The organism is Fusibacter paucivorans (assembly GCF_018390735.1).
Classification (GTDB): domain Bacteria; phylum Bacillota; class Clostridia; order Peptostreptococcales; family Acidaminobacteraceae; genus Fusibacter; species Fusibacter paucivorans.
In genome coordinates this window covers 127,716-150,856 of the sequence record NZ_JAHBCL010000004.1, presented here as the reverse complement: position 1 = coordinate 150,856, position 23,141 = coordinate 127,716, and the positions used below count along the sequence as shown (strand labels likewise).

Genomic DNA, 23,141 nt, shown 5'->3' with positions numbered 1-23,141 from the left:
TAGAGCAAGCGATTGAAGTGATCAATGAGGGGGTAATGGCATGCAATTTAGCAGAGACCAAATTAAGAAGACGATGTCTAAATTAAGATTTAAATTATTTGGCCTTTGGATACTTTCAGCTGTTATTCCAATTATTGTGCTGATGGCTTACCTTGGCTTTACCATTGGGCCGGGTGCTGCGACTTTTTTTATTAATCCGGAAAAAATCAATAATCATATATGGCAGTTGGACGATTGGAATCACGCCGAAAAAGTATACCGCATTATCAACAGTATTATTCTCGATTCGCCTGAAAAACTGCTAAATGAAGAAGGTGTCGAAGCTTTACAAGCATATGACAACATCCGTCAGCTGGATTATATTGTCATCATTCGAAAAGATCAGGCCTACTATGCTGTAAACGATTTTGATTCAGATGAGGGGCAGGCAATCGTTGAAAAATTGAAAAACGTGGATGATTCTGTACTGCCGCCTTTTGGCAGTACAGATTATAGCGAAAATGATGTGCTCCTAAAGGAAACTGGCTATACCATAGCCCGTCAAGTTGACTTCTATTTTTCAGATGGATCGCCTGGTAGTGTCTTGTTTTTCGTCAAAGTAATTAATATACCGGGTTTATTCGGTAAGTTTCTCTTAAGTTATTTTACGACGATCTTTGTGGTCTATATCATTGGGATCAGTATGTTGTCCGTTTTTGCGACTTTTCAAATTTCAAGGCGTCTTGAAAACATTATCTATGCAACAGATGCCATTAGCCGAGAACAGTTTGACATTAAAATCTATCATAGCGGCAATTCACCATTTGAGATACTGGGTACACATATCGAGCTCATGGCGCTGAGACTGGCATCCGCTAAAAAGTATCGTGAATCCGTTGAACAGGCGCGAAATGAGTTTATCGACAATATGGCACACGATCTAAAGACGCCGCTAACTGCCATCAAGATGCAGGTGGCTGCAATTAAGGACGGCATCATTACCGATCCCGATCAGATTGCCCAATACCTAGTCAACATTGAACGAAAAGCTGATAACATTGATCAAATGCTGAACGAACTAAAAATATTCAGCCAGTTAGTAAATGGCGATGAGCTCTATGAACTGCAATTACTTCACTATGCGGCTTATGTGAAAGACGTTGTTGAGGAATGGCGTTTTGATGCAGGGGCAGAAGAGATTGAACTCTATTTTGATGTACAGTCAAAGGCCCAAGTTCGCATTGATCCTTTAAAATTTAAGCGTGTACTGATCAACATTTTTGAAAATGCGCTAAAATACGTACAACAAAGGCCTTTACAGATTCATATAAAACTGGTGGTTGAAAATCAAAAAATCATTTTATCCATAACAGACAATGGACTAGGGGTTGCCGAAGAAAAACTGCCAAATCTCTTTCGGCAGTATTATCGTGTTGATGATGCGAGGGGGCAGATTATACCGGGCTCTGGATTGGGTTTGGCCATATGTAAAGAAATTGTTGAACAGCATGGCGGTGACGTCGAAGCTTATAATAGTAATGAAGGTGGTTTGACAGTTGCAATCAGTCTGGAGGTAGCAGATGAATAAAAAAATTCTCATTGTTGAAGATGATCCGGCAATCGGTGAAGTTGAGAAGGCTTATCTTGAAATATCCGGCTTTGATGTCACAGTAGAAAAAGACGGACTTCGCGGCAAAGAGCTCGCATTGACACAGTCCTACCATCTGATTGTACTAGATATCATGTTGCCTGGGTTAGATGGCTATCAGATTGTCAGTCAAATTCGCGCTTATAAGGACATTCCGATTATGATTGTCTCAGCAAAAGGCAATGAAGTGGACAAATTAAAGGGACTCAGCCTTGGGATTGACGATTACATGACCAAACCTTTTAGTCCGCATGAACTCGTCGCAAGAGTCAAGGCGCACATCAGCCGCTATGAAATGTTGAAAGAATCAAGGGATTCACAACAGTTGCAAAGTGATATTGAGGTCAAGGGATTAAAGATCGATCAGGCACTGAGACAAGTCTATGTCAATGGTGCCGTCGTCGAATTGACTGTTAAAGAGTATGATATTTTGGTTCTACTCGCCTCAACACCGAACAAAGTATTTACAAAGGAAGAGATTTTTTCTCGTGTATGGGGCTATGAAGTAGATTTGGATACTTCGACGCTGACTGTGCATATAAGAAAGCTCAGAGAAAAAATTGAAATCGATCCAAGCAGTCCTGATTATATTCAAACGGTTTGGGGTGTAGGATACAAATTAACGAATTGAACGGTGAAACATTAAGGATTTGTAATCCAATAGTATTCCACAGTGAGAAAAGGTATAATAGATTCACTAAAGGAGGGATCATATGCAAACCGTTTTTGAAAAAAACAGACTGAAAACAGCAGACTGGCTGCAAAATGGCGAAGCGATGGTTGTCTTTGCAGGTCAATCCATCAAAAGCACTGCCGACGAGCAGCACGAATTTCGTGTAAATAAGAATTTTTTCTATTTTACGGGCATTCGACGAGAGGCGTTTGTACTGGTATGTTATAAACTAAAAGATGAGCTCGAGAGCTTATTATTTATAGAAAAGCCCAATTATGATGTCGAAAAGTGGTTTGGGCGGAAACTTTCTAAAGCGAAAGCAACAGAAATGTCAGGCATTGAACAAGTGAAATACGTCGATGATTTTTTACCATGGCTCAATAAGTTGTTTTATGACGGCAAAATTGAAACGCTTTGGCTTGATCTTGAAAAGCTGAGCTGGGAAGAGCGTGATGGTCGTGCACACACGTTTGCAAAAGAAGTCCAAGATCGGTATCCTTTTGTAACTGTTAAGACCTTTCATCCCAAAGTGTCAGAAGTGCGCATGATAAAATGCGATGAAGAAGTCAATTGGATTAAAGAAGCAATACACAAAACGCATATTGGCTTAAATGCCATCTTAAAAGCCCTAATGCCGGGAATGCTTGAAGGCCAGCTCGACAATGTGTTTGAATATCATATTCGTACAGCAGGTGCAGATGGTCTTGCTTTTCCGACGATTGCTGCATCGGGCGGCAATGGCGTTATTTTACATTATGTAGAAAATGACTGCGAACTCAAGAACGGCGAATTAGTTTTGCTGGATTTAGGTGCTAAGTACAAGGGTTATAACAGCGATATTACCCGAACGTATCCTGTTAGCGGCAAATTTACAAAACGACAGGCACAAATTTACAATATCGTGCTGAAAGCGCAGCTGGCCGTGATTGATGCAATGAAGCCAGGTGTTTCTTTTGAAAGGCTCAATGAAGTTTGTAAGTCAGTATTGGCAAGAGAACTGCGAAATATCGACTTAATCAAAGAAGACTCAGAACTCGGCAAATACTATTATCATGGCGTTAGTCATCACCTAGGGCTTGATGTTCACGACATTGGCAACAGAGAAAGTGCTTTGACACCGGGGATGGTTTTAACTGTTGAACCCGGACTCTATATTGCAGAAGAAGCGATTGGCATTCGAATTGAAGATGATGTGCTTATTACTGAGGACGGCAATATCGTTTTATCGTCTGAAATTCCGAAAGCAATTGACGATATCGAATCTTTAATGAGTTAATGGAGCAGACAATATGAATGAAATTAAAACGTTGGAATCTTTCAAGTCGATTTTGGCAAATAAACCACTGGTTGTTGCGCTGGTCAGCGATATTGGGTGCAATGTGTGCCTCGCGATTACCCCAGAGCTTGAAACGCTTTCAAAGCATTACCACAATGCACATTTCGTCATGGTGGATACGGCAGATATACCTGAGATTATTGGTGATCAGCTCGTTTTTGTCTATCCGACACTGATCGTCTTTGCGGATGGTAAGGAGACCATGCGCTTTGAGCGCGTCTTTTCAATGCTCGATGTTGAAGCGCATATTGAACGGATGACAGAACTTATTTTTGCTTAGAGGTTTCAATTGATTGAACCCATTGATAAAAGTACCTGTGAAGTAAGGAAATTGCATGATGACCTTTCATTGATCTCTTATGACAAACTGTTGAATTTTCGTGCTGTGATAATAGCCTATATTGTCGATAAAGAATTAACGTTTGAATTGGTGCAATTTCCTCAAGTATAAGAATGCTGCTCTAATCGTCATTTGACGCATCAAAGTGCATTGAGATACGGACAGGTGCTTTTTTAATTGAAATGCATTAGTAGGATAGGATAAACAATAATCGTGTGTCGTATCGCGAGATGGTTTTACGATGACGATGGCGTATTCTGTGATTGGTCAAATACGGCATATTGATTACGGCCGTTGGTTTTGGCATCGTACAGCGCTTTGTCTGCTTGGGTTAAAACTTCTGAAAGTCTATCGATTGAATGTACGGTGCTTGATGCGATGCCGATACTGATTGTAATAACATCGGCACATTTTGAAGTACGGTGTTCAATGCCGATGGCTTCGATGGCGAGGCGAAGTTTTTCAGCGAGTGCAGGCATTTGCGTGCTGTCTTTGTCGATACAGACCTGTAAAAACTCTTCGCCGCCATAGCGGATGACGTAGTCATTAAGAGAGGTTAGTTCTGAAGAAAGCACTTTTGAAATAGCCCGAAGCGCTTCATCGCCCATTGGATGGCCGTAAGTATCATTATAGTCTTTGAAATAGTCGATATCAATCATCATTAGGCTATATGGCACGTCATCACTGAAATCCATTTGAGAAATGCGCCTTATAAATTCTTCGAGTCCACGTCGGTTTGGAAGACCAGTCAGATCATCTTGAATAACCAGTGTTTCGAGTTTTTCAACAGCGCGCTTTAGCTCTTCCGCCATCGTGTCATTTTCTTTAATCTGAGCTTTTAGACGGTTATTGGTAATAAATTGACGCTTAAAAATCTTGTGATGAAAATGGCTGGCAATCACCATAAAGAGTATAAATACAATCGTGTTGACATAATGACCAACGAGGACATCCTGATTAACCTGAACACTTGGCAGAAAGACAAAGAGTACAAAGGTTTCGCCGAGATAGAGCAATAAAATATCGCGGTCTTCCATATAGACAATCGCCATGATGGCAACGATATTAATGTAAAATGCGTTTAAATGTCCATAGAGTGCTTGATCCAAAAGACTGACAATGAGCCCCCAACTGATGAAAAAAGCGGCGTAGAGTGTTGTCAGACGATAAAAATGCGGGCTGCTGCGCATATATTTAGCCGATCGGTTCATTGCAAAACTAATGCATATGAGAATGGTGTACATAAGGATATAGCGCATATATGGAAAGTTTTCAACACGCTGATGATGGTAGGAAAACAAAGCGATCAGAATGAAGAGGAACTCAAATAAAATAACATAACGCGTTAGCATCAGTATGTGTTTTGCATTGACTTTGTTACGGTGCTCACGATAGGCAGTTTGATGATTCTTAAGCGATAATGATTTGAATTTCAAGGCATACGCCTCCTCATACAAAATACTGAAAGTAAATGACTTCTCGTCGACGGCATTGTTTTTGAAATGCGTCCTGTGAGAATAGTTATATTATATCAAAATAAAAGTTGGGTATCGAGTCCTAGATGTGTCTGGGCATTATAATGTTTACAAAGAAGTGATGGATAAAGAATTTAATATTGATCTTGGTTAGCCAATTTTGTATACATAAATATTAAGAAAATTTGATAGAGTAGTTGACAGTGACAGGCGACATGCGTTATAATCGGGTAAATGAAAAGCGTAAGCGCATTAAAAATGCTGTGAAGAGAAGAGTATGATATCTTGGTAGTTGTAGCGAGCAGGTGATGGTGAGAGTCCTGTACGGATAGATTTCGGAAGAACATCTCGGAGCTTCTAACCGAAAGCTTTTGCAAGTAGGATTAGACGTAAGATGACACGTTAACGTCAGACGGTATCGGTGCACTGCATCCGTACCATGAGCAGGGTCTTTTGACCAATTTGGGTGGCACCGCGGAGTAAGTCTTCGTCCCTTTCAGGGATGAGGGCTTTTTTTAGTGCTTAAAAGACGTAAAGGAGGCAAAAATGCTTACATTAAAAAGGACGACCTATGGCGGTCGATTGAGAGAAAGCCATATTGGTGAAACCGTTATTCTAAATGGATGGGTGCAAAAAAGACGCGACCTCGGTGGTGTTATCTTTATAGATTTAAGGGATAAAACTGGGATTGTTCAAGTGGTCTTTGACATCGCCCATCTTTCAGCAGCTGATTTTGAAGTTGCAGAGCACCTTCGAAATGAATCGGTTATAGCCGTTAAAGGCAGAGTTGAGAGACGCGATGAGGAGACGATTAATCCTAATTTAGAGACGGGAACCATTGACATTCGCGCTAATCAGCTCAGTCTATTATCAGAATCAAAGAATCCGCCGTTCATTATTGAAGAGGCGCAATCCGTTCGTGAAGAGCTGCGTTTAAAGTACCGCTATTTGGATTTAAGGCGACCTGAACTCAGAAAGAATCTTGAAATGCGCCAATCCGTCATGGAAGTCGTCAGACGGTTTATGAAATCCGAAGAGTTTTTAGAAATAGAAACCCCCATTTTAACGAAGAGTACGCCGGAGGGCGCGCGTGATTATCTGGTGCCAAGCCGAATGGAAAAAGGCAAATTTTATGCGCTGCCGCAATCACCGCAAATCTACAAACAACTGCTTATGGTTGGCGGTATTGACCGATATTATCAAATCGCCAAGTGTTTTAGAGATGAAGATCTAAGAGCTGATCGCCAGCCTGAATTTACACAGGTTGACCTCGAAATGTCATTTGTTGAACAGGAAGATGTTATTCAGCTTTTGGAAACACTTTTTGTCAAAATATTTAAAGAGACAATTGGTGTAACACTGCCGACGCCGTTTAGACGCATGACTTATCACGAGGCGATGGAATGCTATGGTTTTGATAAGCCTGATTTGCGCTTTGATATGCCAATGGTTGATTTGACGGATTTAATGAGCGTTTGCAGTTTTGACGTCTTTCGAAATATCGTCGATCGCGGCGGTATTGTCAAAGGGCTTACCGTACCGGGCGGTGATTCGTTAACGCGTACGCAAATAGAAGAATTGACGAGACGTGCAATTGCCTACGGCGGCAAGGGCATGGCGTGGATTGCGATTGGCCCGGACGGCACGCTCAAATCGGTTTTAACCAAATATTTTTCAGAAGATGATATGTCTCAAATCATTGCGCGCCTCAGTGCTAAACCAGGTGATCTTATGATTTTTAGTGCTGATAAGGCCGATAAGGCGAGGACAATACTCGGAAGCCTGCGTCTTGATCTCGGCGATATGCTGGGCTTAAGGCGCAAAGAAGACTATGCATTTGTCGTCGTAACAGATTTCCCACAATTTGAATGGTCTGAAGAGGAAGAACGCTTTGTCGCGATGCATCACCCGTTCACTATGCCGCAGGAAGAAGATATTCCACTGCTTGAAAGTGATCCGGCAGCTGTAAGAGCAAAATCATATGATTTTGTCCTCAACGGCATTGAACTCGGCTCCGGCAGTATTAGGATTCACAGAGAAGATGTGCAAGCGATGATGTTTAGACGGTTAGGGCTATCAGATGAAGAAGTGCGTGACCGTTTCGGCTTTATGCTAAATGCTTTTGAATACGGTGTACCGCCGCATGGCGGCTTCGCCTTCGGTCTCGACAGGCTGTTGATGATGATGCTCGGTACGTCGAGCATTCGGGATGTCATTGCATTTCCTAAAATGCGCGATGCATCCTGTGCTATGATTCAAACGCCTTCAAGTGTTCAGGAATCACAGCTTCACGAATTGTCAATATACCTTGAGGGTCAAGCAATGCCGGAAGTCCAAAAAGAAGCAATCAGTCAGGAGACCATCGAATACGTTGCATCACTGTCGCGCCTTGAATTGCAGGATTCAGAAAAAGCAGAGCTGACGCAGAATCTCATGGATATTATTGCCTTTGCCGATCAGCTTTCGGAACTGGATACATCGGACGTACCACCGCTCGACCACATACTGCCAATACAGAATGTCTTTAGAAAAGACGAGGTTCAGCCGTCGTATACGCCTGAAGACTTGTTAAAATCGGCGCCAAAGGCTATTAACAACTGTTTCTTTGTACCGAAGACAGTAGAATAGAGGTGAAATCAATGTTAAAATTAACCATTAAAGAAGCAATGGGGCAGCTTTCAACAGGTGATCTCACCAGTGAAATGCTTGTCAAATCCTATTTGGACAATATTGAAAAACGCGATGGCGATGTGCAGGCATATTTGTACCTCAATGCGGAGGCAGCCATTGAAAAAGCGAAAGTCATTGATGCGAAACGAGCGGCAAACGAGCCACTGGGCGCATTAGCCGGTATTCCAATGGCAATTAAAGACAATATGTGTACAGTTGATATGCCGACGACCTGTGCGTCTAGAATTTTGGAAGGGTATTACTCGCCTTACAATGCCACCGTAGTCGAAAAACTCTATGGCGCTGATGCCGTCATACTTGGTAAACTCAATATGGATGAATTTGCAATGGGGTCTACCACGGAGAACTCATATTACCAGAAGACACATAATCCCTACGATCTTGAACGCGTTCCCGGCGGCAGCAGCGGCGGCTCAGCAGCAGCAGTCAGTGCCGGTGAGGCGATGTTTACACTGGGGTCAGATACAGGCGGTTCTATTCGCCAGCCCGCTAGTTTTTGCGGTGTGACGGGACTTAAGCCAACCTATGGTGCGATTTCAAGGTTTGGCCTCATTGCCTTTGCTTCGTCGCTTGACCAGATTGGCCCTATCGCGAGAACGGCAGAAGATATTGCCTGTGTGCTGCCAACCTTGATGGGTCACGATTCAAAGGATAGCACATCTGCTGTATTTGACGTCGAAAATTATATGAAACATCTTAATCAAGATGTTAGAGGCATGAAAATAGCCATTCCTGAGGCTTATTTTGGCGATGGTCTTAATGATGAAGTACGAAAAGTCGTCCTTGAAGCGGCAGAAACCTTTAAAGCAATGGGCGCAAAAGTAGAACATGTAAACATGACTAACGTCGCTTATGCGCTGCCGGCTTACTATCTGATTTCATCAGCAGAAGCTTCGTCAAACCTCGCTCGGTTTGACGGCGTTCAATACGGATATCGCCATGAAGATTTTGAAACCCTTGAAGAACTATACATGAAATCCAGAAGCTATGGCTTCGGCAAAGAAGTCAAGCGTCGTATTCTACTTGGAACCTATGCGTTAAGTTCCGGCTACTATGATGCCTATTATAAAAAGGCGCTGCAGGCAAGAACATTGATTAAACGGGATTTTGATAAGGTCTTTGAGCAGTATGACCTCGTTTTGACGCCAGTTGCACCGACAACGGCCTATAAGATTGGTGAAAAATCAAGTGATCCACTTGAAATGTACATGGGGGATATTTACACAGTGCCTGTCAACATTGCAGGTTTGCCTGCCATTTCACTGAATGCAGGTTTTGATCAACAGGGACTGCCCGTTGGCATGCAGCTCATTGGCAAGACTTTCTCGGAAGCGACACTGCTAAGAGCGGCGGATGCTTATGAAAAGGCGATCAAAGGAGGGCAGAAATAATGAAAGATGCATATGAAGTTGTCATAGGGCTGGAAGTCCATGTCGAATTAAAAACGGCAACTAAAATTTTCTGTAACTGTACGACAGCATTTGGCGGAGAACCCAATACGCACTGCTGTCCCGTCTGCCTTGGATTTCCGGGAACTTTGCCCGTTTTAAATGAAAAAGTCGTTGATTACGCGATTAAGGCCGGTGTTGCAACACATTGCAGTATTACGCAATACGGCAAGCAGGACCGTAAAAACTATTTTTATCCCGACCTTCCAAAAGCATATCAAATTTCACAATATGATTTACCGCTCTGTTATGAGGGACATCTAGATATTGTCGTCGGTGAACATGAAAAGCGGATCGGTATTACGCGCATTCACATTGAAGAAGATGCCGGGAAGTTAATACATGATGAAAAGGGAACTTATATTGATTACAACCGCTGTGGGGTGCCGCTGATTGAGATCGTTTCAGAACCCGATCTGAGGTCTGCGGACGAAGTTAAAGCTTATTTGACAAAGCTTAGAGCTATTTTACTCTTTGCTGATGTTTCAGACTGCAAAATGAACGAAGGGTCGTTTAGATGTGATGTCAACTTATCCATTCGCAAAAAAGGCGAATTAAAATATGGCACGCGGACAGAAATGAAAAACCTCAACTCTTTTGCCTTTATTGCAAAAGCCATTGAACATGAGACCAATCGTCAAATTCAGCTGATTGAATCCGGCGAAAGCGTTGTTCAGGAAACGCGAAGATGGGATCAGGCAAAGGGCAAGTCCGTCTCAATGCGAACCAAAGAGGATGCACATGATTATCGCTATTTTCCCGATCCCGACTTAATGCCGATCGTCGTGAACGATGCGATGCTAAAGGCGCTGACGGAATCGCTGCCGCAGCTGCCGGATGATCGAAAACAGCATTATGTTAAAACGCTCAAGCTCACGCCATATGTTGCGGAACAAATGGTTAGTTCAAAACAGATTTCTGACTTCTTTGATACGTGTATTGAAGACGGCGCTGAAGCAGAGACGCTTTCAAAGCTTGTGATGAATGAAGTCATGAGGTTGATGAGCAAAGAAGGCGATGATGGTCAAATCCTTATGGATACTTCACAAATGACAGCGCTCGTGCAGATGATTGCAACGGATGCTATCAATTATTCCATTGGCAAAAAAGTACTCGAAGGCATTTGGAATTCGGAAACAATGCCAAAAGATTATGTTGAAGCCAATGATCTCGCGCCGATCAAAGATAAGACTGTCCTCGTTGGCTACGCTGATGAGATCCTGCAAAAACAGCCAAAGATCATCGAAGATTATTTAAATGGCAAGGAGAAAGCCGTTCAGGCATTTATTGGCCAAATGATGCGAATGACCAAAGGCAAGGCTGATCCAGACCTGGCAAGCGAAATTTTCTTTGAAAAAGTACGTGCACTGAAATAGCCTATAAAATAAACCCAGCACTTCACGAGATTAAAATGCGTAGAAGCCCGCTGGGTTTTATTTTTATTTTTGTCTAGCGTCAAAAACCGCTTTTCAAACCCATATTTTCTTTCAGAAAATACTTTTTTTGAAAAGGGCTAAGGTAAGATTTTTGTCTAACGTCAAAAACCGCTTTTCAAACTCATATTTTCTTTTAGAAAATACTTTTTTTGAAAAGCTTCTGATATACTTAAATAGAATGAAGTGAAGAGGATGGAGGACTTGATGGAGATTCCTGTTATTGAAACGGAGCGATTGAGGTTAAGGGGATTTGAAGCGAGGGATCTCGATTCATTTGCGGCTTTAAATGCCAATCCTAGATTTATCAAATTTTTTGGAACGGGACAGCCGATTTCACGTTATGAAAGCTGGCAAGTTATGGCGATGCTCGTTGGGCATTGGCACTTAAATCAATTTGGTTTTTGGCTTGTTGAAGACCGTAAAACGAATCAATTCATTGGACGCGTCGGATGTTGGCGACCGGAAAATTGGCCCGGTATTGAAGTTGCATGGGGAATATCGCCGGATTTCTGGGGATATGGTTATGCAACGGAAGCGGCAAAGGCGTCTCTTGAATGGGGATTTGCCAATCTAAATGTTGACAGACTTATTAGCGTTATTCATCCGGATAATATAGCGTCAAAACGCGTTGCGGCACGTATTGGCGAAGTCTATACGACGACAGAGTCGGTAAACGGCAAAATTTCGGATATTTATGAGATTACACGATCATCTTTTATGGCAATCTTATGAAAGCTTTCCAAGTTGAAAAACAATATAGGAGCCGTGGAGGCGATCATATTTTTATAAGATCGTTTTCTGATGAAGCGGCTATAATAATGTGTTTAGTGTGAAACGGTATTAAAAATGGGTAAGCATAATTCGTAAGCTAATCGGGAGGTAAAATGATATGACGAAAATGACAAAAGAAAAAGTGCTGGATTTAGCAGTATGTGATGGTGTGATCGCCTTAGTGGATGATTCGACATCGTTTGAGATGTATCCGGCATTGACAGAACTTTTGCTAGTCACAAAGCAATCTGAATATAAAATGAACTGGTGGACGACGACTTACCGTGCGCCCTATGGTCATGTGACATTTATTAATATTGAAGAAAAAGAGACATCTGCCGTGGTAGATGCCGTTGCATTAGCCGTACGAGAAATGAAGAAGCGAAAGGTTAGCTGCTTAGGGATTGACTTGTCAGGAATGGCGACGCATGCAATCAATGCAAGACGGACTTTTAAACAAATTGTTGAGACTTGTGTACTCGTTGCCAATGAAAGCAGTTATCCGAAGCCAAGTGCAGAACCAACAGCGTTAGAAAATTTGACAATTGCCGGATACGGTATTGATGACTTGCTATTTAATGAAAGTATCATGCTAGCCGAAATGACACTAAGGGCGAGAGTGCTGGTAAACGAACCGGCGAATGTCATGACGCCGTCTGCCTTGGCAGAAGCGGCAAAAGTCATGGGAGATGAAACGGGCTTTGAGGTAGAAATCATGGAACGAGAAGTGATTGCAGCGCTTCAAATGACGGCTTTTCTATCAGTGGCAAAGGGATCAGAGGAACAACCAAAGCTTATTGTTATGCGTTATACAGGCGATGAGGAGGCTCATACACGCATTGGCTTAATTGGTAAAGGACTGACATATGATTCGGGTGGTCTCAGTATAAAGCCGACGAGCAGTATGGTACAGATGAAGAATGATATGGGAGGCGCAGCGGCCGTTATTGGGGCTATGGGTGCTATTGCAAAACAGGGATTAAAAATGAACGTCGTCGGTGTGGTAGCCGCTTGTGAAAACATGATTTCAGGTGCAGCTTATAAACCGGGCGATATCATTGACAGTATGGGCGGCAAACGTATTTATATTGGCAATACGGATGCCGAAGGCCGATTGACATTAATTGACGCGATCCACTATGCCATTGAAAAAGAAAATGTAACCATGCTGTTTGATATTGCAACGCTTACTGGGGCAGCGCGCCATTGCTTAGGCGATGTGGCGACGCCAATTGTCTCCAATGACGAAACACTGGTAAAGCTAGCTGAGAAAGCGTTTTCTAAATCAGGTGAACGCGTTTGGCAAATGCCGAATTTTCCAGAATTTCATGAACAGATTAAACATGCAGAGGCGGATTTGAATAATTCCGGCGGACAACCCGGCGTCTCAACATCATCAGCATTTTTAGAAGCTTTTGTACAAGGCAAGCCATGGATACATTTTGATATTGGTGCAACCGCTTATCTCTCAAAGGCAAGAGGCGCCGATCCAATCGGAGCAACTGGCGTTGGCGTAAGGGGTCTCTACCACATGGTAAAAAAACTATCCAAGTAATGAAGGGGATACTGGGCAGCATTATGTATGCTAAGTGCTTTATAGGCAATGTCACTTAGAAACGAACAGTGCGAAGATAGAGGAGGCTAGTATGGAATTAAATGATATTTTGATTTTTAAAAAAGCGATTTTAAATGAAGTTGAAGGCTATGAATTTTACAAGATTGCAGCTCATAATGCTGAGGATGACATGGCTAAGCGTCTTTTTAATGAAATGGCAAATGAGGAAAAAGATCATCTGGAATGGCTGCGCGACGTCTTTCAGAAACTTGGCGGCGACAATAATGATCAATTTCAACTGTCATTAATGGAAACGCCCGCGAGCCCGAACATCTTTACATGGGATAACGTCAGTGTCAAAAACCCTAGTTTAGCAGTATCTATCTTTGGAATGGCCATGACCTTTGAACGGGAATCGATAGTACTTTATCAAGAAGCGATGAAAGAGAGTGAAGATGAAAATGCCAAACGCGTTTTTGAAATTTTATTTAAGTGGGAAAAAGGTCATCTTGAAAAATTCAGCAGGGCGTATGAACGATACAGTGAAGACTGGTGGGCAACGCAAAACTTCCATCCTTTTTAACGATTAAAGGCAAGTCAGCTATAAACGGCTGCACAGAGAGAGCATATATTCTATCAAAATGCTGATAAAAAGGGATTTATAAAATTTACATTGAAAGGAATTCACTTGAAAGAAACTGAACTGTATGAACCAGTTAAAAGATGGCTAGAGATGAGTGGCTGCAAGACGCAGGCTGAACTTCAGGATATTGATGTCTTTGGACAGTACGCAGACGATCTCACTGTGGCCGTGGAGCTTAAGACGCAATTGAACTTGGAAGTAATCTGTCAGGCTGCTGAACGACAGACGCGCGTTGATATTGTGTTTATTGCAGTTCCTGAAAGCAAAGGGTTGAAACGATCAAAACGCGTTAAAGAAATCATGCGCGTTTTGAGGCGCTTAAATATTGGACTCCTCAGTATCACTTTTCCAAAGAAAGAGGGTAACGGACGCGTTCGCTGTCTGCTCTTGCCGGACTATCCTTGTGATTTTAAACGCCATGTAAGGCCGGTTGCCAAAAAAAAGAAAGCATTAATCAAGGAATTTGCTGCAAGGCAGCTAAATATCAATGTTGCGGGGAGCAATCAGACAAAATTGATGACGCTTTATCGGGAACGTGCTTATCAAATCGCACTTCAGCTCTTGCATCAGGGGGCAATGGCGCCGAAAGCGGTTATCGTCGACGGTTTAACACGGGATCAAATCAATCGTATTTTGAGCATTAATCATTATGGCTGGTTTCATCGAGTTGAACGTGGGATTTACTATTTAACGCCTGACGGCATTGCAGCGGCTGAAGTTTTCTTAAAAACGTATCCTGAATTGGCGACATCGATGATCACGCCAACAACATCTGAAAATACTAGCACAATTCAAAAAAATCAAGCGTGAACTGATCAAAACATTGAGGAGAAACGATGGAATATATATTTCAAAAGGATTTACAGAAAACAGATGCAAACGCGTTGGAAACGCTTCAGCGGACGCCCATTTTTGATGGGATCACCGCGAAAGAAATCAGTGACATGCTCAGCTGTCTAAATCCGAGAATTTACGCCTATGAAAAGGGTGAAACCATTGCAACTTCTGAGGATGATTTTTTTGGACTGGGAATTATCCTAGAGGGGATTGTCCTTGTCGCCAAAGAGAGTTTAGCGGGAAACCGCATGATTATGAGTGTACTTAGGCAAGGTGATATGTTTGGTGAAATGGCTTGCTTTTCACCCAATCCCAAATGGCCGGCAAATATATCATCACAAACAGAAGCAGAAGTGCTCTTTATATCGCCGGAGCGAGTGATTAGCCAATGTGAAAAGCTATGTGCCGGGCATCAACGGCTAATTCGCAATTTATTGCGGATTATGTCGACAAAGGCGATGCTGCTCAATCGAAAAGTGGACTATCTTACCCTTAAGACACTTCGGGGAAAGCTATGTGCCTTTCTCATTGAAGAATATAAGCGAAGCGGTTCTATGATGTTTATGCTGCAAATGAATCGTGATGAAATTGCTGATTTTCTAAATGTTACAAGGCCTTCTGTCTCTCGGGAATTAGGTAAAATGAGAGATGAAGGCCTCATAGATTACCACAAGGCAACTTTTAAGATTTTGGATTATGATAAATTAAGAGAAAGCGTTGTCTAAAATGGCATCAGAGTCAGTTGTTATAAGAGGCATAGTGGTGTAAAAATATTTTTATCAATAATGAAGATAAAAACGACAAAAAAGGGTTGACAATTCACTGTAATTCGTTAAAATAGTTTTAACAGCAAAATATAAAACGTTGAGTAAGAGGAGTAGCATAACAGCAGTATTTCAGAGAGCCAATGGTCGGTGTGAATTGGTATGCAGGTGCGATGTGAATGGACTTATGAGTGCAATCTGAAGTTTAGTAGGTGCGACGGGTGCTCCCGTTATAGAGCGTAGAAGTTGATAGACTTCGGTATTAATTGAGATTGGCTAATATCTCACGCCTTAGGGTGTGAGATTTTTTTAATTTCACACTAAACGGTGGCATAAACGAGAAACCTCGTCCTTTTAGATAGGACGGGGTTTATTTTTTTGAATTAACGGGGAGATTTGATTATGGAAATGAAGATGAGCATTGATAAAAAAGAGCATGAGATCATTTTTTCAGATGCATTCTTTAATGCAATGCAAGCATTGGGCGTTCATATAGCCTTTAGAATGGATCGATTTAGCGAGCTGGAAACATCACCCTATATTTACTTTTCACTGAATGCAACGGTTATTCAAGATGCTTCACTGGATTCAATTGAAGCGATGATTGCAGAAAGGCGATCTGACAATAAATGCAGCATACCGCATCCGAATGTCGTCGGAATGATTGCCTATGAACAAGCTGCTGAATTCCTGCCGATTGAACTGGATAGTACAGCGGAAAAAGGTGTCTGCATTTTTCCTAATATCCTTTTAGCGGTGCACCAGTCATTGCCGGAAGCTTATCTTTTAGGACTGACAACAGCACAGTCGGCGGAAACCATCAAAATGTACGAAGGCAAAGTAAGATCAGCAATTGCACTGTCAACGCCGATGACGGTACAGGAAAGAGATGGCGCTGATTTTACTGGATACCAGCTCCACGAACACGTGACGCAAAACAAGGATGATGCAGCATATGGGCACATGCTGACAAGCACTATTCACATGATTGAAGAAGGGGAGATTTTTCAGGCAGTTTTATCAAGACGTTATGATTTTTCATTTGACAATTCGCCTTATACTTTTTACAGAACGGCGATGTCGCGCTATGGTATGCCTTATAACTGTTTTATTCAGCCGACACGGGCGCAGGCTTTTGCAATTACATCACCTGAAATGCTCGTTGCCTATGACCATGAAATGGTGAGGACGCGCCCAATAGCCGGAACGCGACCAATTAAAAATGACGGCAAAGATGATATAAGGCGTAATGAATTGGTTCAAGATGAAAAAGAAAATGCAGAACACTTGATGCTGGTTGACCTCGGGCGAAACGACTTGGCGAAAGTTTCTGCACCTGGAACTGTCAAGCTCAATTTCTATAAAGAAGTAAAACCATATCATAAAGTGTACCATATGGTGTCAGAAGTTGTTGGTAAACGTGATTTTAATAAAGTATTTGATCCCATTAGAGCAACTTTCCCAGCCGGTACTGTCAGTGGGGCACCGAAAATCAGAGCAATGGAGATCATTAAGTCATTAGAAAATGAACCTCGAAAAGCTTATGCAGGTGCCACTTATGTTATTGACGAAAGCGGTCGATTTACCAGTTGTATCAATATACGGTGTGCTACATTTGAAAACGGTGTTGCACAAATACAGGTCGGAAGCGGCATTGTTTATGACTCAATCGTCGAATCAGAGCGAAAAGAGCTCTTAAATAAAATCAGAGGTCATTTGGAAACCATGGAAAGGATGGGAAACGGACATGTATTTGCTCATTGATAATTACGATTCATTTACTTATAACTTATCGGATATGCTGAGACGGCTGAAATGCGAAGTCGAAATTCGTTATAACGACCAAATAGACGTCGAGGAGATCCAAGCGGGAAACTATGAGGCCATTATCATTTCACCGGGGCCTTCGCATCCGAAGAATGCCGGCAATATTATAAAAATTATCCAAAACTTTTACAATAAAATGCCGATTTTGGGGATTTGTCTAGGCCATCAGGCCATAGGAGCAGCCATGGCGATGGAAGTTAACCGCTGTCCGAAAATTATGCATGGCAAAGTAGATCGTATCAGGCATATTGACGATCAGATTTTTAAAGATATTCCAGATGATTTTGAGGCCGTTCGCTATCATTCGCTGGTTATTGATCACAAGGCTTCAAGCGATGTGCTGACACCGATTGCCCACGCTTCAAGCGATGGCGAAATAATGGCCATTAGCCATGTTGATTATCCTGTTTATGGGTTTCAATTTCATCCGGAATCCTATGAAACGAAAGTGGGGGAACAATTAATGATGAATTTCATCGAAATTACGGAACGCTATAACATTGAAAAGTCTAGCGAGGCTGAAATACAGGAATCACGTCAAAAAGCGATATCCGAAGCAGCTATGCTGGCAGATGATGTACTCAATTTTAGAATGCCAAAGGCAACCATTGTCGAATATTTGGAAAAGATGAGTAATCGAGGTGAAACGACAGCTGAAATTGCAGGGTTTGCAAAGGCAATGAAAGCAAATGCACTGAAATTGTCAGGACATTATCATCAGCTTGGCGATACATGCGGCACTGGCGGTGACGGCCTTCATACTTACAACATCAGTACGGGATGTGCTTTTGTCCTGGCTGCTGCGGGCATCCCAATCGCCAAACACGGTAATCGGTCGGTTTCAAGTTTATGCGGCAGTGCCGATGTTCTTGAAGCTTTGGGAGCCAATATTGCACTAACGCCCAATCAAGCTAACGATGTATTGAGAGATGCGGGCATTGTCTTTCTGTTTGCACAGAAATTTCATCCTAAAATGAAAGACATCATGCCGATAAGGAAGGCGATTTCTGGACCAACGGTCTTTAATATCGTTGGACCGCTCTCAAATCCTGCTCCATTAACGCATCAAGTGATTGGCGTATACCGTGAAGATCTCATGGCGCCAATGCTGGAATCGATGAAGGATTTGGGCGTCAACGCATGTGCGACGATTTATGGCTGTGGCGGCATGGATGAATTGTCATTGGCGGGCGAGAATAAAGTCCTGTTATATCGAGACGGGAAAATGCAGTCAATGACGCTGGATCCAAAAGCCTACGGTTTTCCAATCGTTGATAATGAGGCTATTCGCGGCGGCGATGCTGAACATAATGCCACCGCACTAAAAGCAGCATTTCAAGGACAGCATGATGCGTTGGAATCGGTGATTACACTAAATGCCGGTTTTGCACTCTATGTCTTTGAGAATGTGCCGTCATTAGAAGCTGGCTTTGAAAAAGCGTCAAAAATCATACGAACCGGTGTAGCACTTAGTACAATGAATCGTTATATCACAGCATCTCAGGCGGTGGCGCATGAATATCCTCAATAAAATTTATGCGTATAAAAAAATTGCTTATCCCATTGAGAGGCCGTCACTGAAGGCAAAATTACTGGCAGACGACGGGCCGCATATTATAGGCGAAATAAAAAGGGGTTCACCTTCTAAAGGACTCTTTGCACCTGATTTGAATATTGAATCAACTGTGTCGCGATACGAGGCGGCGTCGATAACGGGTTACTCAGTTTTGACAGATAAACGTTTCTTCTATGGCGGATTTGAAGATCTTCATGCATTATCAGAACTGACATTAAAACCAATTCTTTGCAAGGATTTTATCGTTTCGCCCGATCAAATCGCCAAGGCATTTGCAGGGGGGGCGAAAGTCATACTATTAATTGCACGTATGCTTGATACGCCGACGATGGAAGCGTTAATTGACTTTGCACATACACTGAATATGGAAGTGCTTATGGAAATTCATGATGCCAATGAGTTTGCTAAGATTGAACACCTTTCTTTTGACATTCTTGGGATAAATAATCGTGATCTCGAAACGTTTGAAACGGATATTATGCACAGTATTAACGTCTATAATCAATTGAAATTAGCTGATAAGCCGTTTCCCGTCATTAGCGAGAGCGGATTTAAACATTATGATGCTGTCCTTAAAGTAACGGCGCATGGTTTTAATGGTGTGCTCATTGGCGAAGGTATGGTCAAGGACCTGATTAAGCCAAAGATGTCCGTTAAGATCTGTGGGATTAGTGAAAAAAAGCATTTGGAAGCGGCTTTTCAGGCTGGGGCATCGCATGCTGGTTTTGTACTTGCTGAGAGTAAGCGAAAAATTGATATTGCCACTTGTGGCGAATTTTGCAAAGCTGTTCGTTCTGATTATGCGCCAATGAAAAGTGTCATTGTTCTAAAAGATGTGAACGCATCAGAGGTGAATGCGCTGTATGCGTCGGTTAAGCCGGATTATATTCAGATACACGGCTATTTTAGAGAAGATGTGCCATTAGAGGATTCCATTAAACTCATTCGTGCGTTTTCAGGGGAATTGCAGCCGAACATAGAGGGAAATGATCTTTTATTGCAGCGTGCAGATATCGTATTGCTGGATGCAGCAGTTCCGGGAAGTGGTGAATGCTTTGACTGGGATAAAATTGAACAGGCGAGACAAAGCGTACAGAAACCGCTTTGGATTGCAGGGGGATTGTCTAAAAAAAATATTGCATTACTGTTGTCACAGTATCAAATTGATGGTGTTGACGTCAGTTCAGGCGTTGAAACACAGGGCATTAAGGATGAACAAAAAATAAGAGGATTTGTTGAAGAAGTGAGGAGAAGAGAACATGAGATCGAAATACGGTGATTACGGCGGACAGTATATCTCTGAAATATTGATGGAACCAGTTCAGGAATTGGAACGCGCCTTTGAAGCAGCAGTAGCGGATCCGGCATTTCACGAGACGCTGAAAGGCTATTTAAAAGATTATGTCGGCCGTGAAAACCCGCTGACATATGCTGAAAACATGACACAGTCACTTGGTGGGGCGAAGATCTACTTAAAGCGTGAAGATTTAAACCATACGGGTGCTCATAAAATAAACAATGCGCTTGGACAGGCGCTGATCGCAAAGCGCATGGGCAAACCAAACGTCATTGCGGAAACGGGAGCAGGTCAGCACGGTGTAGCAACGGCAACTGCCTGCGCACTCTTAGGGCTCAACTGCAAAATCTTTATGGGGGCCGAAGACATGGCGCGTCAAAAACTCAATGTCTTTCGAATGGAGCTTTTAGGTTCAGAAGTCGTCTGTGTGGAATCCGGCAGCAAGGTGCTGAAAGATGCTACCAATGAAGCGCTCAAATATTGGGCGGCACATATCGATGATACGCATTACATTATCGGTTCTGCCATTGGTCCGGCGCCGTATCCTGAAATCGTCAAATACTTCCAAAGTGTCATTGGAGAAGAGACAAAGACACAACATATGGCAAAAGAAGGACGACTGCCTGATGCGATCATCGCCTGTGTCGGAGGCGGGAGCAATGCCATTGGCATGTATGCCCCATTTGTTGAACTGCCTGCTGTTAAACTCTATGGTGTCGAAGCGGCCGGCATGGGACTCAATACGCCGGAACATGCTGCATCTATCAGCGGCGGACGCATTGGCGTTTTGCACGGTACAAAAACGTATTTGCTTCAAGATGATGATGGACAAGTTAAAGAAGCATACTCAATATCTGCCGGACTTGATTACCCAGGGATTGGACCGGAGCATAGTTTCTTGCACGATACAGGACGCGTTACGTATGTGCCGGCAACGGATGATGAAGCGGTGACTGCACTTCAGTTTATGGCGAAGACAGAGGGCATTATTCCAGCATTGGAAAGTGCGCATGCGGTTGCCTATGCAATGAAGCTGGCACCGAAAATGGGCAAAGATGAAACTTTGGTGATCTGTCTTTCGGGCAGAGGTGACAAGGATGTTGAAAGTATTCAGAGGAGGTTAAGTCATGATCATACAGAAAGTATTTGAAAAGCATAAGAAACCGCTAATTTCTTATTTAATGGTGGGTGATGGCGGTTATGATAAAAGTTTAGCGTATGCGAAGTTTCTGATTGACAGCGGCGTTGATATGCTGGAACTCGGCGTACCGTTTTCTGATCCGGTTGCAGATGGCGAAATTATATTAAAAGCAGGGCAGCGCGCGCTGAAAAGCGGTGCGGATATTGATATGGTCTTTGAAATGGCCAAGGCGCTTAACAGCGAATATGATGTGCCGCTGGTGATCATGAGTTATCTCAATCCAATCTTCTGCTATGGTTATGACCGCTTTTTCAGCCAAATGGCCAAGCATGGCATCGAAGCGGTGATCATTCCCGACTTACCATTTGAAGAACGCGGCGAGATTGAACCCTTTTTAAAGCAATATGACGTCAAACAAATTGCCATGGTGGCACTGAATACCGGCGAAGAGCGCCTTAAGGCAATTGCTGAAAACAGCACCGGCTTTGTTTATCTCGTTGCGGTAAAGGGCATTACCGGAACGCAAAGGCCTGTGATTGAAGCGGTTGGCGAGGTTGCAAAGTCAATTAAGACAGCAACTAAAACACCGGTTGTCGCAGGATTTGGCATCAAATCGTCTGAAGATATTGAAGCATTTCATCAGATAGTGGACGGTATCGTCATTGCCAGTGAATTTATTCGCCTGAGAGAAGAAGGGGCACTCGACAGTATTCGATCGCTTATTAAAACCGGCAAATAGTACCTGTATCGTTAACTGACGGCAACGCTATCTGTTGTTGTGAAAGATCGGCGAAAGCGTAGGATGCCATTTCTCGAAATAGAATAAAAGTATAAAAAATAAAGAGTGCAACCAGTAAATAAACCCCGGCAAAGCCATCGATTGATATGCTTTTGAGCTGACAGTTAATAAGAAAATTGTCCAGCGAGAAGCACATTGTCAATATGGCTGACGGGGTTTATTTTTATTGCATTTTATTGCGTCATGGCTGCCGCAATAAAGTTACGGATGAGCGGATGCGGTGTTTCACGTGTTGATCTGGATTGTGGGACAAAGAGTGTGGCGACGAAATAGTCGAGGTGTTTCAGTTCCAGAATTCTGATTTCACCGTCTTGATCAACACCCGAAAAAATGAGATCGGGGTGTTGAAGCTGATCGAGAATGCCGGGATTGATCCCAAAATTACAATAATAGTTTTCATTGACATCTTCTGCCTGATAGGCATCGTGAGCTTTCGTATGTGCTTTAATGCTAACAGCCATCGTCTTGCCGGCAAGACTGCAGACGAGTTTGCTGATAAAGAGATGCGAAGATGATTCTTCGGGATATTCTTCGTGACTGGCGTCTTTGATAGAAAGCATATTTCTGGCGATTTCAATGACAGTGTGTTGAAATCCGGCACAGGTTCCAAGATGCGGCACATTGTTTTCGCGCGCATATTGAATGGCGTTCAGTGCACCGTCCAAGCTCTTGAATGGGCTTCCGGGTGCACTCCAAATACCTTGATATGGTTTTAAAACAGCTTCTGGATTTAAAACCAGATCAGTCGTTTCGATCCAATCGTAATCAATTGTGATGTTCATAAAATGGGCCAAATCTTTAAGGCATTGATTAATTGACGTATGCGGTAGAAAATTTTCATGGTATTCACCAATAATGGCTATTTTGATATTCATGTTGCACCTCCTTTTGTTGTCATTATATAT

The 23,141-nt window shown here is 42.7% G+C and carries 19 protein-coding genes and 1 other annotated feature; of the genes, 17 read left to right on the top strand and 2 right to left on the bottom strand.

The genetic code is table 11. The features are described from left to right. Window positions 1–40: 40 nt before the first annotated feature. From KHM83_RS03520 to KHM83_RS03505, 4 genes are all read left to right on the top strand, one after another. On the top strand, window positions 41–1,567 hold the full coding sequence (locus tag KHM83_RS03520; RefSeq protein ID WP_213235526.1) for a sensor histidine kinase: 1,527 nt from the start codon (window positions 41–43) through the stop codon (window positions 1,565–1,567). Next, on the top strand, window positions 1,560–2,258 hold the full coding sequence (locus KHM83_RS03515; protein WP_213235525.1) for a response regulator transcription factor: 699 nt from the start codon (window positions 1,560–1,562) through the stop codon (window positions 2,256–2,258). The genes KHM83_RS03520 and KHM83_RS03515 overlap by 8 nt, the downstream gene beginning before the upstream one ends. 82 nt (window positions 2,259–2,340) lie before the next feature. Next, window positions 2,341–3,576, top strand: a complete 1,236-nt coding sequence (locus tag KHM83_RS03510) for an aminopeptidase P family protein (protein ID WP_213235524.1) — start codon at window positions 2,341–2,343, stop codon at window positions 3,574–3,576. A 13-nt stretch (window positions 3,577–3,589) separates the two neighbouring features. Then, the gene (locus tag KHM83_RS03505; RefSeq protein ID WP_213235523.1) at window positions 3,590–3,916 is read left to right on the top strand and encodes a thioredoxin family protein; all 327 of its coding nucleotides are present in this window, start codon (window positions 3,590–3,592) and stop codon (window positions 3,914–3,916) included. A gap of 296 nt (window positions 3,917–4,212) precedes the next feature. On the opposite strand, the gene KHM83_RS03500 is transcribed toward KHM83_RS03505, so the two are convergent. Beyond that, window positions 4,213–5,412: a GGDEF domain-containing protein gene (locus KHM83_RS03500; RefSeq protein ID WP_213235522.1), complete on the bottom strand. Its 1,200-nt coding sequence runs from the start codon at window positions 5,410–5,412 to the stop codon at window positions 4,213–4,215. Between the two features lie 293 nt (window positions 5,413–5,705). Next, window positions 5,706–5,949: a binding site (T-box leader), on the top strand. A gap of 48 nt (window positions 5,950–5,997) precedes the next feature. On the opposite strand from KHM83_RS03500, the gene aspS reads away from it, so the two are divergent. From aspS to trpA, 13 genes are all read left to right on the top strand, one after another. Beyond that, entirely contained in the window at window positions 5,998–8,079 is a 2,082-nt protein-coding gene (gene aspS / locus KHM83_RS03495; RefSeq protein ID WP_213235521.1) for an aspartate--tRNA ligase, read from the top strand. 11 nt (window positions 8,080–8,090) lie between these two features. Then, window positions 8,091–9,533 carry an Asp-tRNA(Asn)/Glu-tRNA(Gln) amidotransferase subunit GatA gene (gene gatA, locus KHM83_RS03490; RefSeq protein WP_213235520.1) on the top strand — a complete coding sequence of 481 codons (1,443 nt, stop codon included), beginning with the start codon at window positions 8,091–8,093 and terminating at the stop codon, window positions 9,531–9,533. After that, entirely contained in the window at window positions 9,533–10,966 is a 1,434-nt protein-coding gene (gene gatB / locus KHM83_RS03485) for an Asp-tRNA(Asn)/Glu-tRNA(Gln) amidotransferase subunit GatB (protein ID WP_213235519.1), read from the top strand. The genes gatA and gatB overlap by 1 nt, the downstream gene beginning before the upstream one ends. A gap of 264 nt (window positions 10,967–11,230) precedes the next feature. Beyond that, window positions 11,231–11,758 carry a GNAT family N-acetyltransferase gene (locus KHM83_RS03480; RefSeq protein WP_213235518.1) on the top strand — a complete coding sequence of 176 codons (528 nt, stop codon included), beginning with the start codon at window positions 11,231–11,233 and terminating at the stop codon, window positions 11,756–11,758. A gap of 157 nt (window positions 11,759–11,915) precedes the next feature. Next, on the top strand, window positions 11,916–13,352 hold the full coding sequence (locus KHM83_RS03475) for a leucyl aminopeptidase (RefSeq protein ID WP_213235517.1): 1,437 nt from the start codon (window positions 11,916–11,918) through the stop codon (window positions 13,350–13,352). 91 nt (window positions 13,353–13,443) lie between these two features. Next, window positions 13,444–13,935 carry a ferritin family protein gene (locus tag KHM83_RS03470; RefSeq protein WP_213235516.1) on the top strand — a complete coding sequence of 164 codons (492 nt, stop codon included), beginning with the start codon at window positions 13,444–13,446 and terminating at the stop codon, window positions 13,933–13,935. Between the two features lie 105 nt (window positions 13,936–14,040). Next, a complete protein-coding gene (locus tag KHM83_RS03465; protein WP_213235515.1) occupies window positions 14,041–14,805 on the top strand; it encodes a DUF2161 family putative PD-(D/E)XK-type phosphodiesterase in 765 nt (254 codons plus the stop codon). A gap of 26 nt (window positions 14,806–14,831) precedes the next feature. Continuing rightward, window positions 14,832–15,557 (top strand): Crp/Fnr family transcriptional regulator, encoded by a 726-nt coding sequence (locus KHM83_RS03460; RefSeq protein WP_213235514.1) that lies wholly within the window; start codon window positions 14,832–14,834, stop codon window positions 15,555–15,557. A 441-nt stretch (window positions 15,558–15,998) separates the two neighbouring features. Then, on the top strand, window positions 15,999–17,360 hold the full coding sequence (locus tag KHM83_RS03455; protein ID WP_213235513.1) for an anthranilate synthase component I family protein: 1,362 nt from the start codon (window positions 15,999–16,001) through the stop codon (window positions 17,358–17,360). Next, window positions 17,344–18,954 (top strand): anthranilate phosphoribosyltransferase, encoded by a 1,611-nt coding sequence (gene trpD, locus KHM83_RS03450; RefSeq protein WP_213235512.1) that lies wholly within the window; start codon window positions 17,344–17,346, stop codon window positions 18,952–18,954. The genes KHM83_RS03455 and trpD overlap by 17 nt, the downstream gene beginning before the upstream one ends. Beyond that, on the top strand, window positions 18,938–20,278 hold the full coding sequence (gene trpF / locus KHM83_RS03445) for a bifunctional indole-3-glycerol phosphate synthase/phosphoribosylanthranilate isomerase (RefSeq protein ID WP_213235511.1): 1,341 nt from the start codon (window positions 18,938–18,940) through the stop codon (window positions 20,276–20,278). The genes trpD and trpF overlap by 17 nt, the downstream gene beginning before the upstream one ends. Next, the gene (gene trpB, locus KHM83_RS03440; RefSeq protein ID WP_213235510.1) at window positions 20,259–21,446 is read left to right on the top strand and encodes a tryptophan synthase subunit beta; all 1,188 of its coding nucleotides are present in this window, start codon (window positions 20,259–20,261) and stop codon (window positions 21,444–21,446) included. The genes trpF and trpB overlap by 20 nt, the downstream gene beginning before the upstream one ends. Next, the gene (trpA, locus tag KHM83_RS03435) at window positions 21,424–22,176 is read left to right on the top strand and encodes a tryptophan synthase subunit alpha (protein WP_213235509.1); all 753 of its coding nucleotides are present in this window, start codon (window positions 21,424–21,426) and stop codon (window positions 22,174–22,176) included. The genes trpB and trpA overlap by 23 nt, the downstream gene beginning before the upstream one ends. Before the next feature lie 233 nt (window positions 22,177–22,409). Here the strand turns inward: trpA and KHM83_RS03430 are convergent, their stop codons facing one another. Further along, window positions 22,410–23,111, bottom strand: coding sequence for a CTP synthase C-terminal region-related (seleno)protein (locus KHM83_RS03430; RefSeq protein ID WP_213235508.1), 702 nt, complete (start codon window positions 23,109–23,111; stop codon window positions 22,410–22,412). Between the last annotated feature and the right edge of the window lie 30 nt (window positions 23,112–23,141).

Coding starts and splice junctions, on each gene's coding strand:
- KHM83_RS03520 (WP_213235526.1), top strand. CDS start 41: ATGCAATTTAGCAGAGACCAAATTAAGAAGACGATGTCTAAATTAAGA.
- KHM83_RS03515 (WP_213235525.1), top strand. CDS start 1,560: ATGAATAAAAAAATTCTCATTGTTGAAGATGATCCGGCAATCGGTGAA.
- KHM83_RS03510 (WP_213235524.1), top strand. CDS start 2,341: ATGCAAACCGTTTTTGAAAAAAACAGACTGAAAACAGCAGACTGGCTG.
- KHM83_RS03505 (WP_213235523.1), top strand. CDS start 3,590: ATGAATGAAATTAAAACGTTGGAATCTTTCAAGTCGATTTTGGCAAAT.
- aspS (WP_213235521.1), top strand. CDS start 5,998: ATGCTTACATTAAAAAGGACGACCTATGGCGGTCGATTGAGAGAAAGC.
- gatA (WP_213235520.1), top strand. CDS start 8,091: ATGTTAAAATTAACCATTAAAGAAGCAATGGGGCAGCTTTCAACAGGT.
- gatB (WP_213235519.1), top strand. CDS start 9,533: ATGAAAGATGCATATGAAGTTGTCATAGGGCTGGAAGTCCATGTCGAA.
- KHM83_RS03480 (WP_213235518.1), top strand. CDS start 11,231: ATGGAGATTCCTGTTATTGAAACGGAGCGATTGAGGTTAAGGGGATTT.
- KHM83_RS03475 (WP_213235517.1), top strand. CDS start 11,916: ATGACGAAAATGACAAAAGAAAAAGTGCTGGATTTAGCAGTATGTGAT.
- KHM83_RS03470 (WP_213235516.1), top strand. CDS start 13,444: ATGGAATTAAATGATATTTTGATTTTTAAAAAAGCGATTTTAAATGAA.
- KHM83_RS03460 (WP_213235514.1), top strand. CDS start 14,832: ATGGAATATATATTTCAAAAGGATTTACAGAAAACAGATGCAAACGCG.
- KHM83_RS03455 (WP_213235513.1), top strand. CDS start 15,999: ATGGAAATGAAGATGAGCATTGATAAAAAAGAGCATGAGATCATTTTT.
- trpD (WP_213235512.1), top strand. CDS start 17,344: ATGTATTTGCTCATTGATAATTACGATTCATTTACTTATAACTTATCG.
- trpF (WP_213235511.1), top strand. CDS start 18,938: ATGAATATCCTCAATAAAATTTATGCGTATAAAAAAATTGCTTATCCC.
- trpB (WP_213235510.1), top strand. CDS start 20,259: ATGAGATCGAAATACGGTGATTACGGCGGACAGTATATCTCTGAAATA.
- trpA (WP_213235509.1), top strand. CDS start 21,424: ATGATCATACAGAAAGTATTTGAAAAGCATAAGAAACCGCTAATTTCT.
- KHM83_RS03430 (WP_213235508.1), bottom strand. CDS start 23,111: ATGAATATCAAAATAGCCATTATTGGTGAATACCATGAAAATTTTCTA.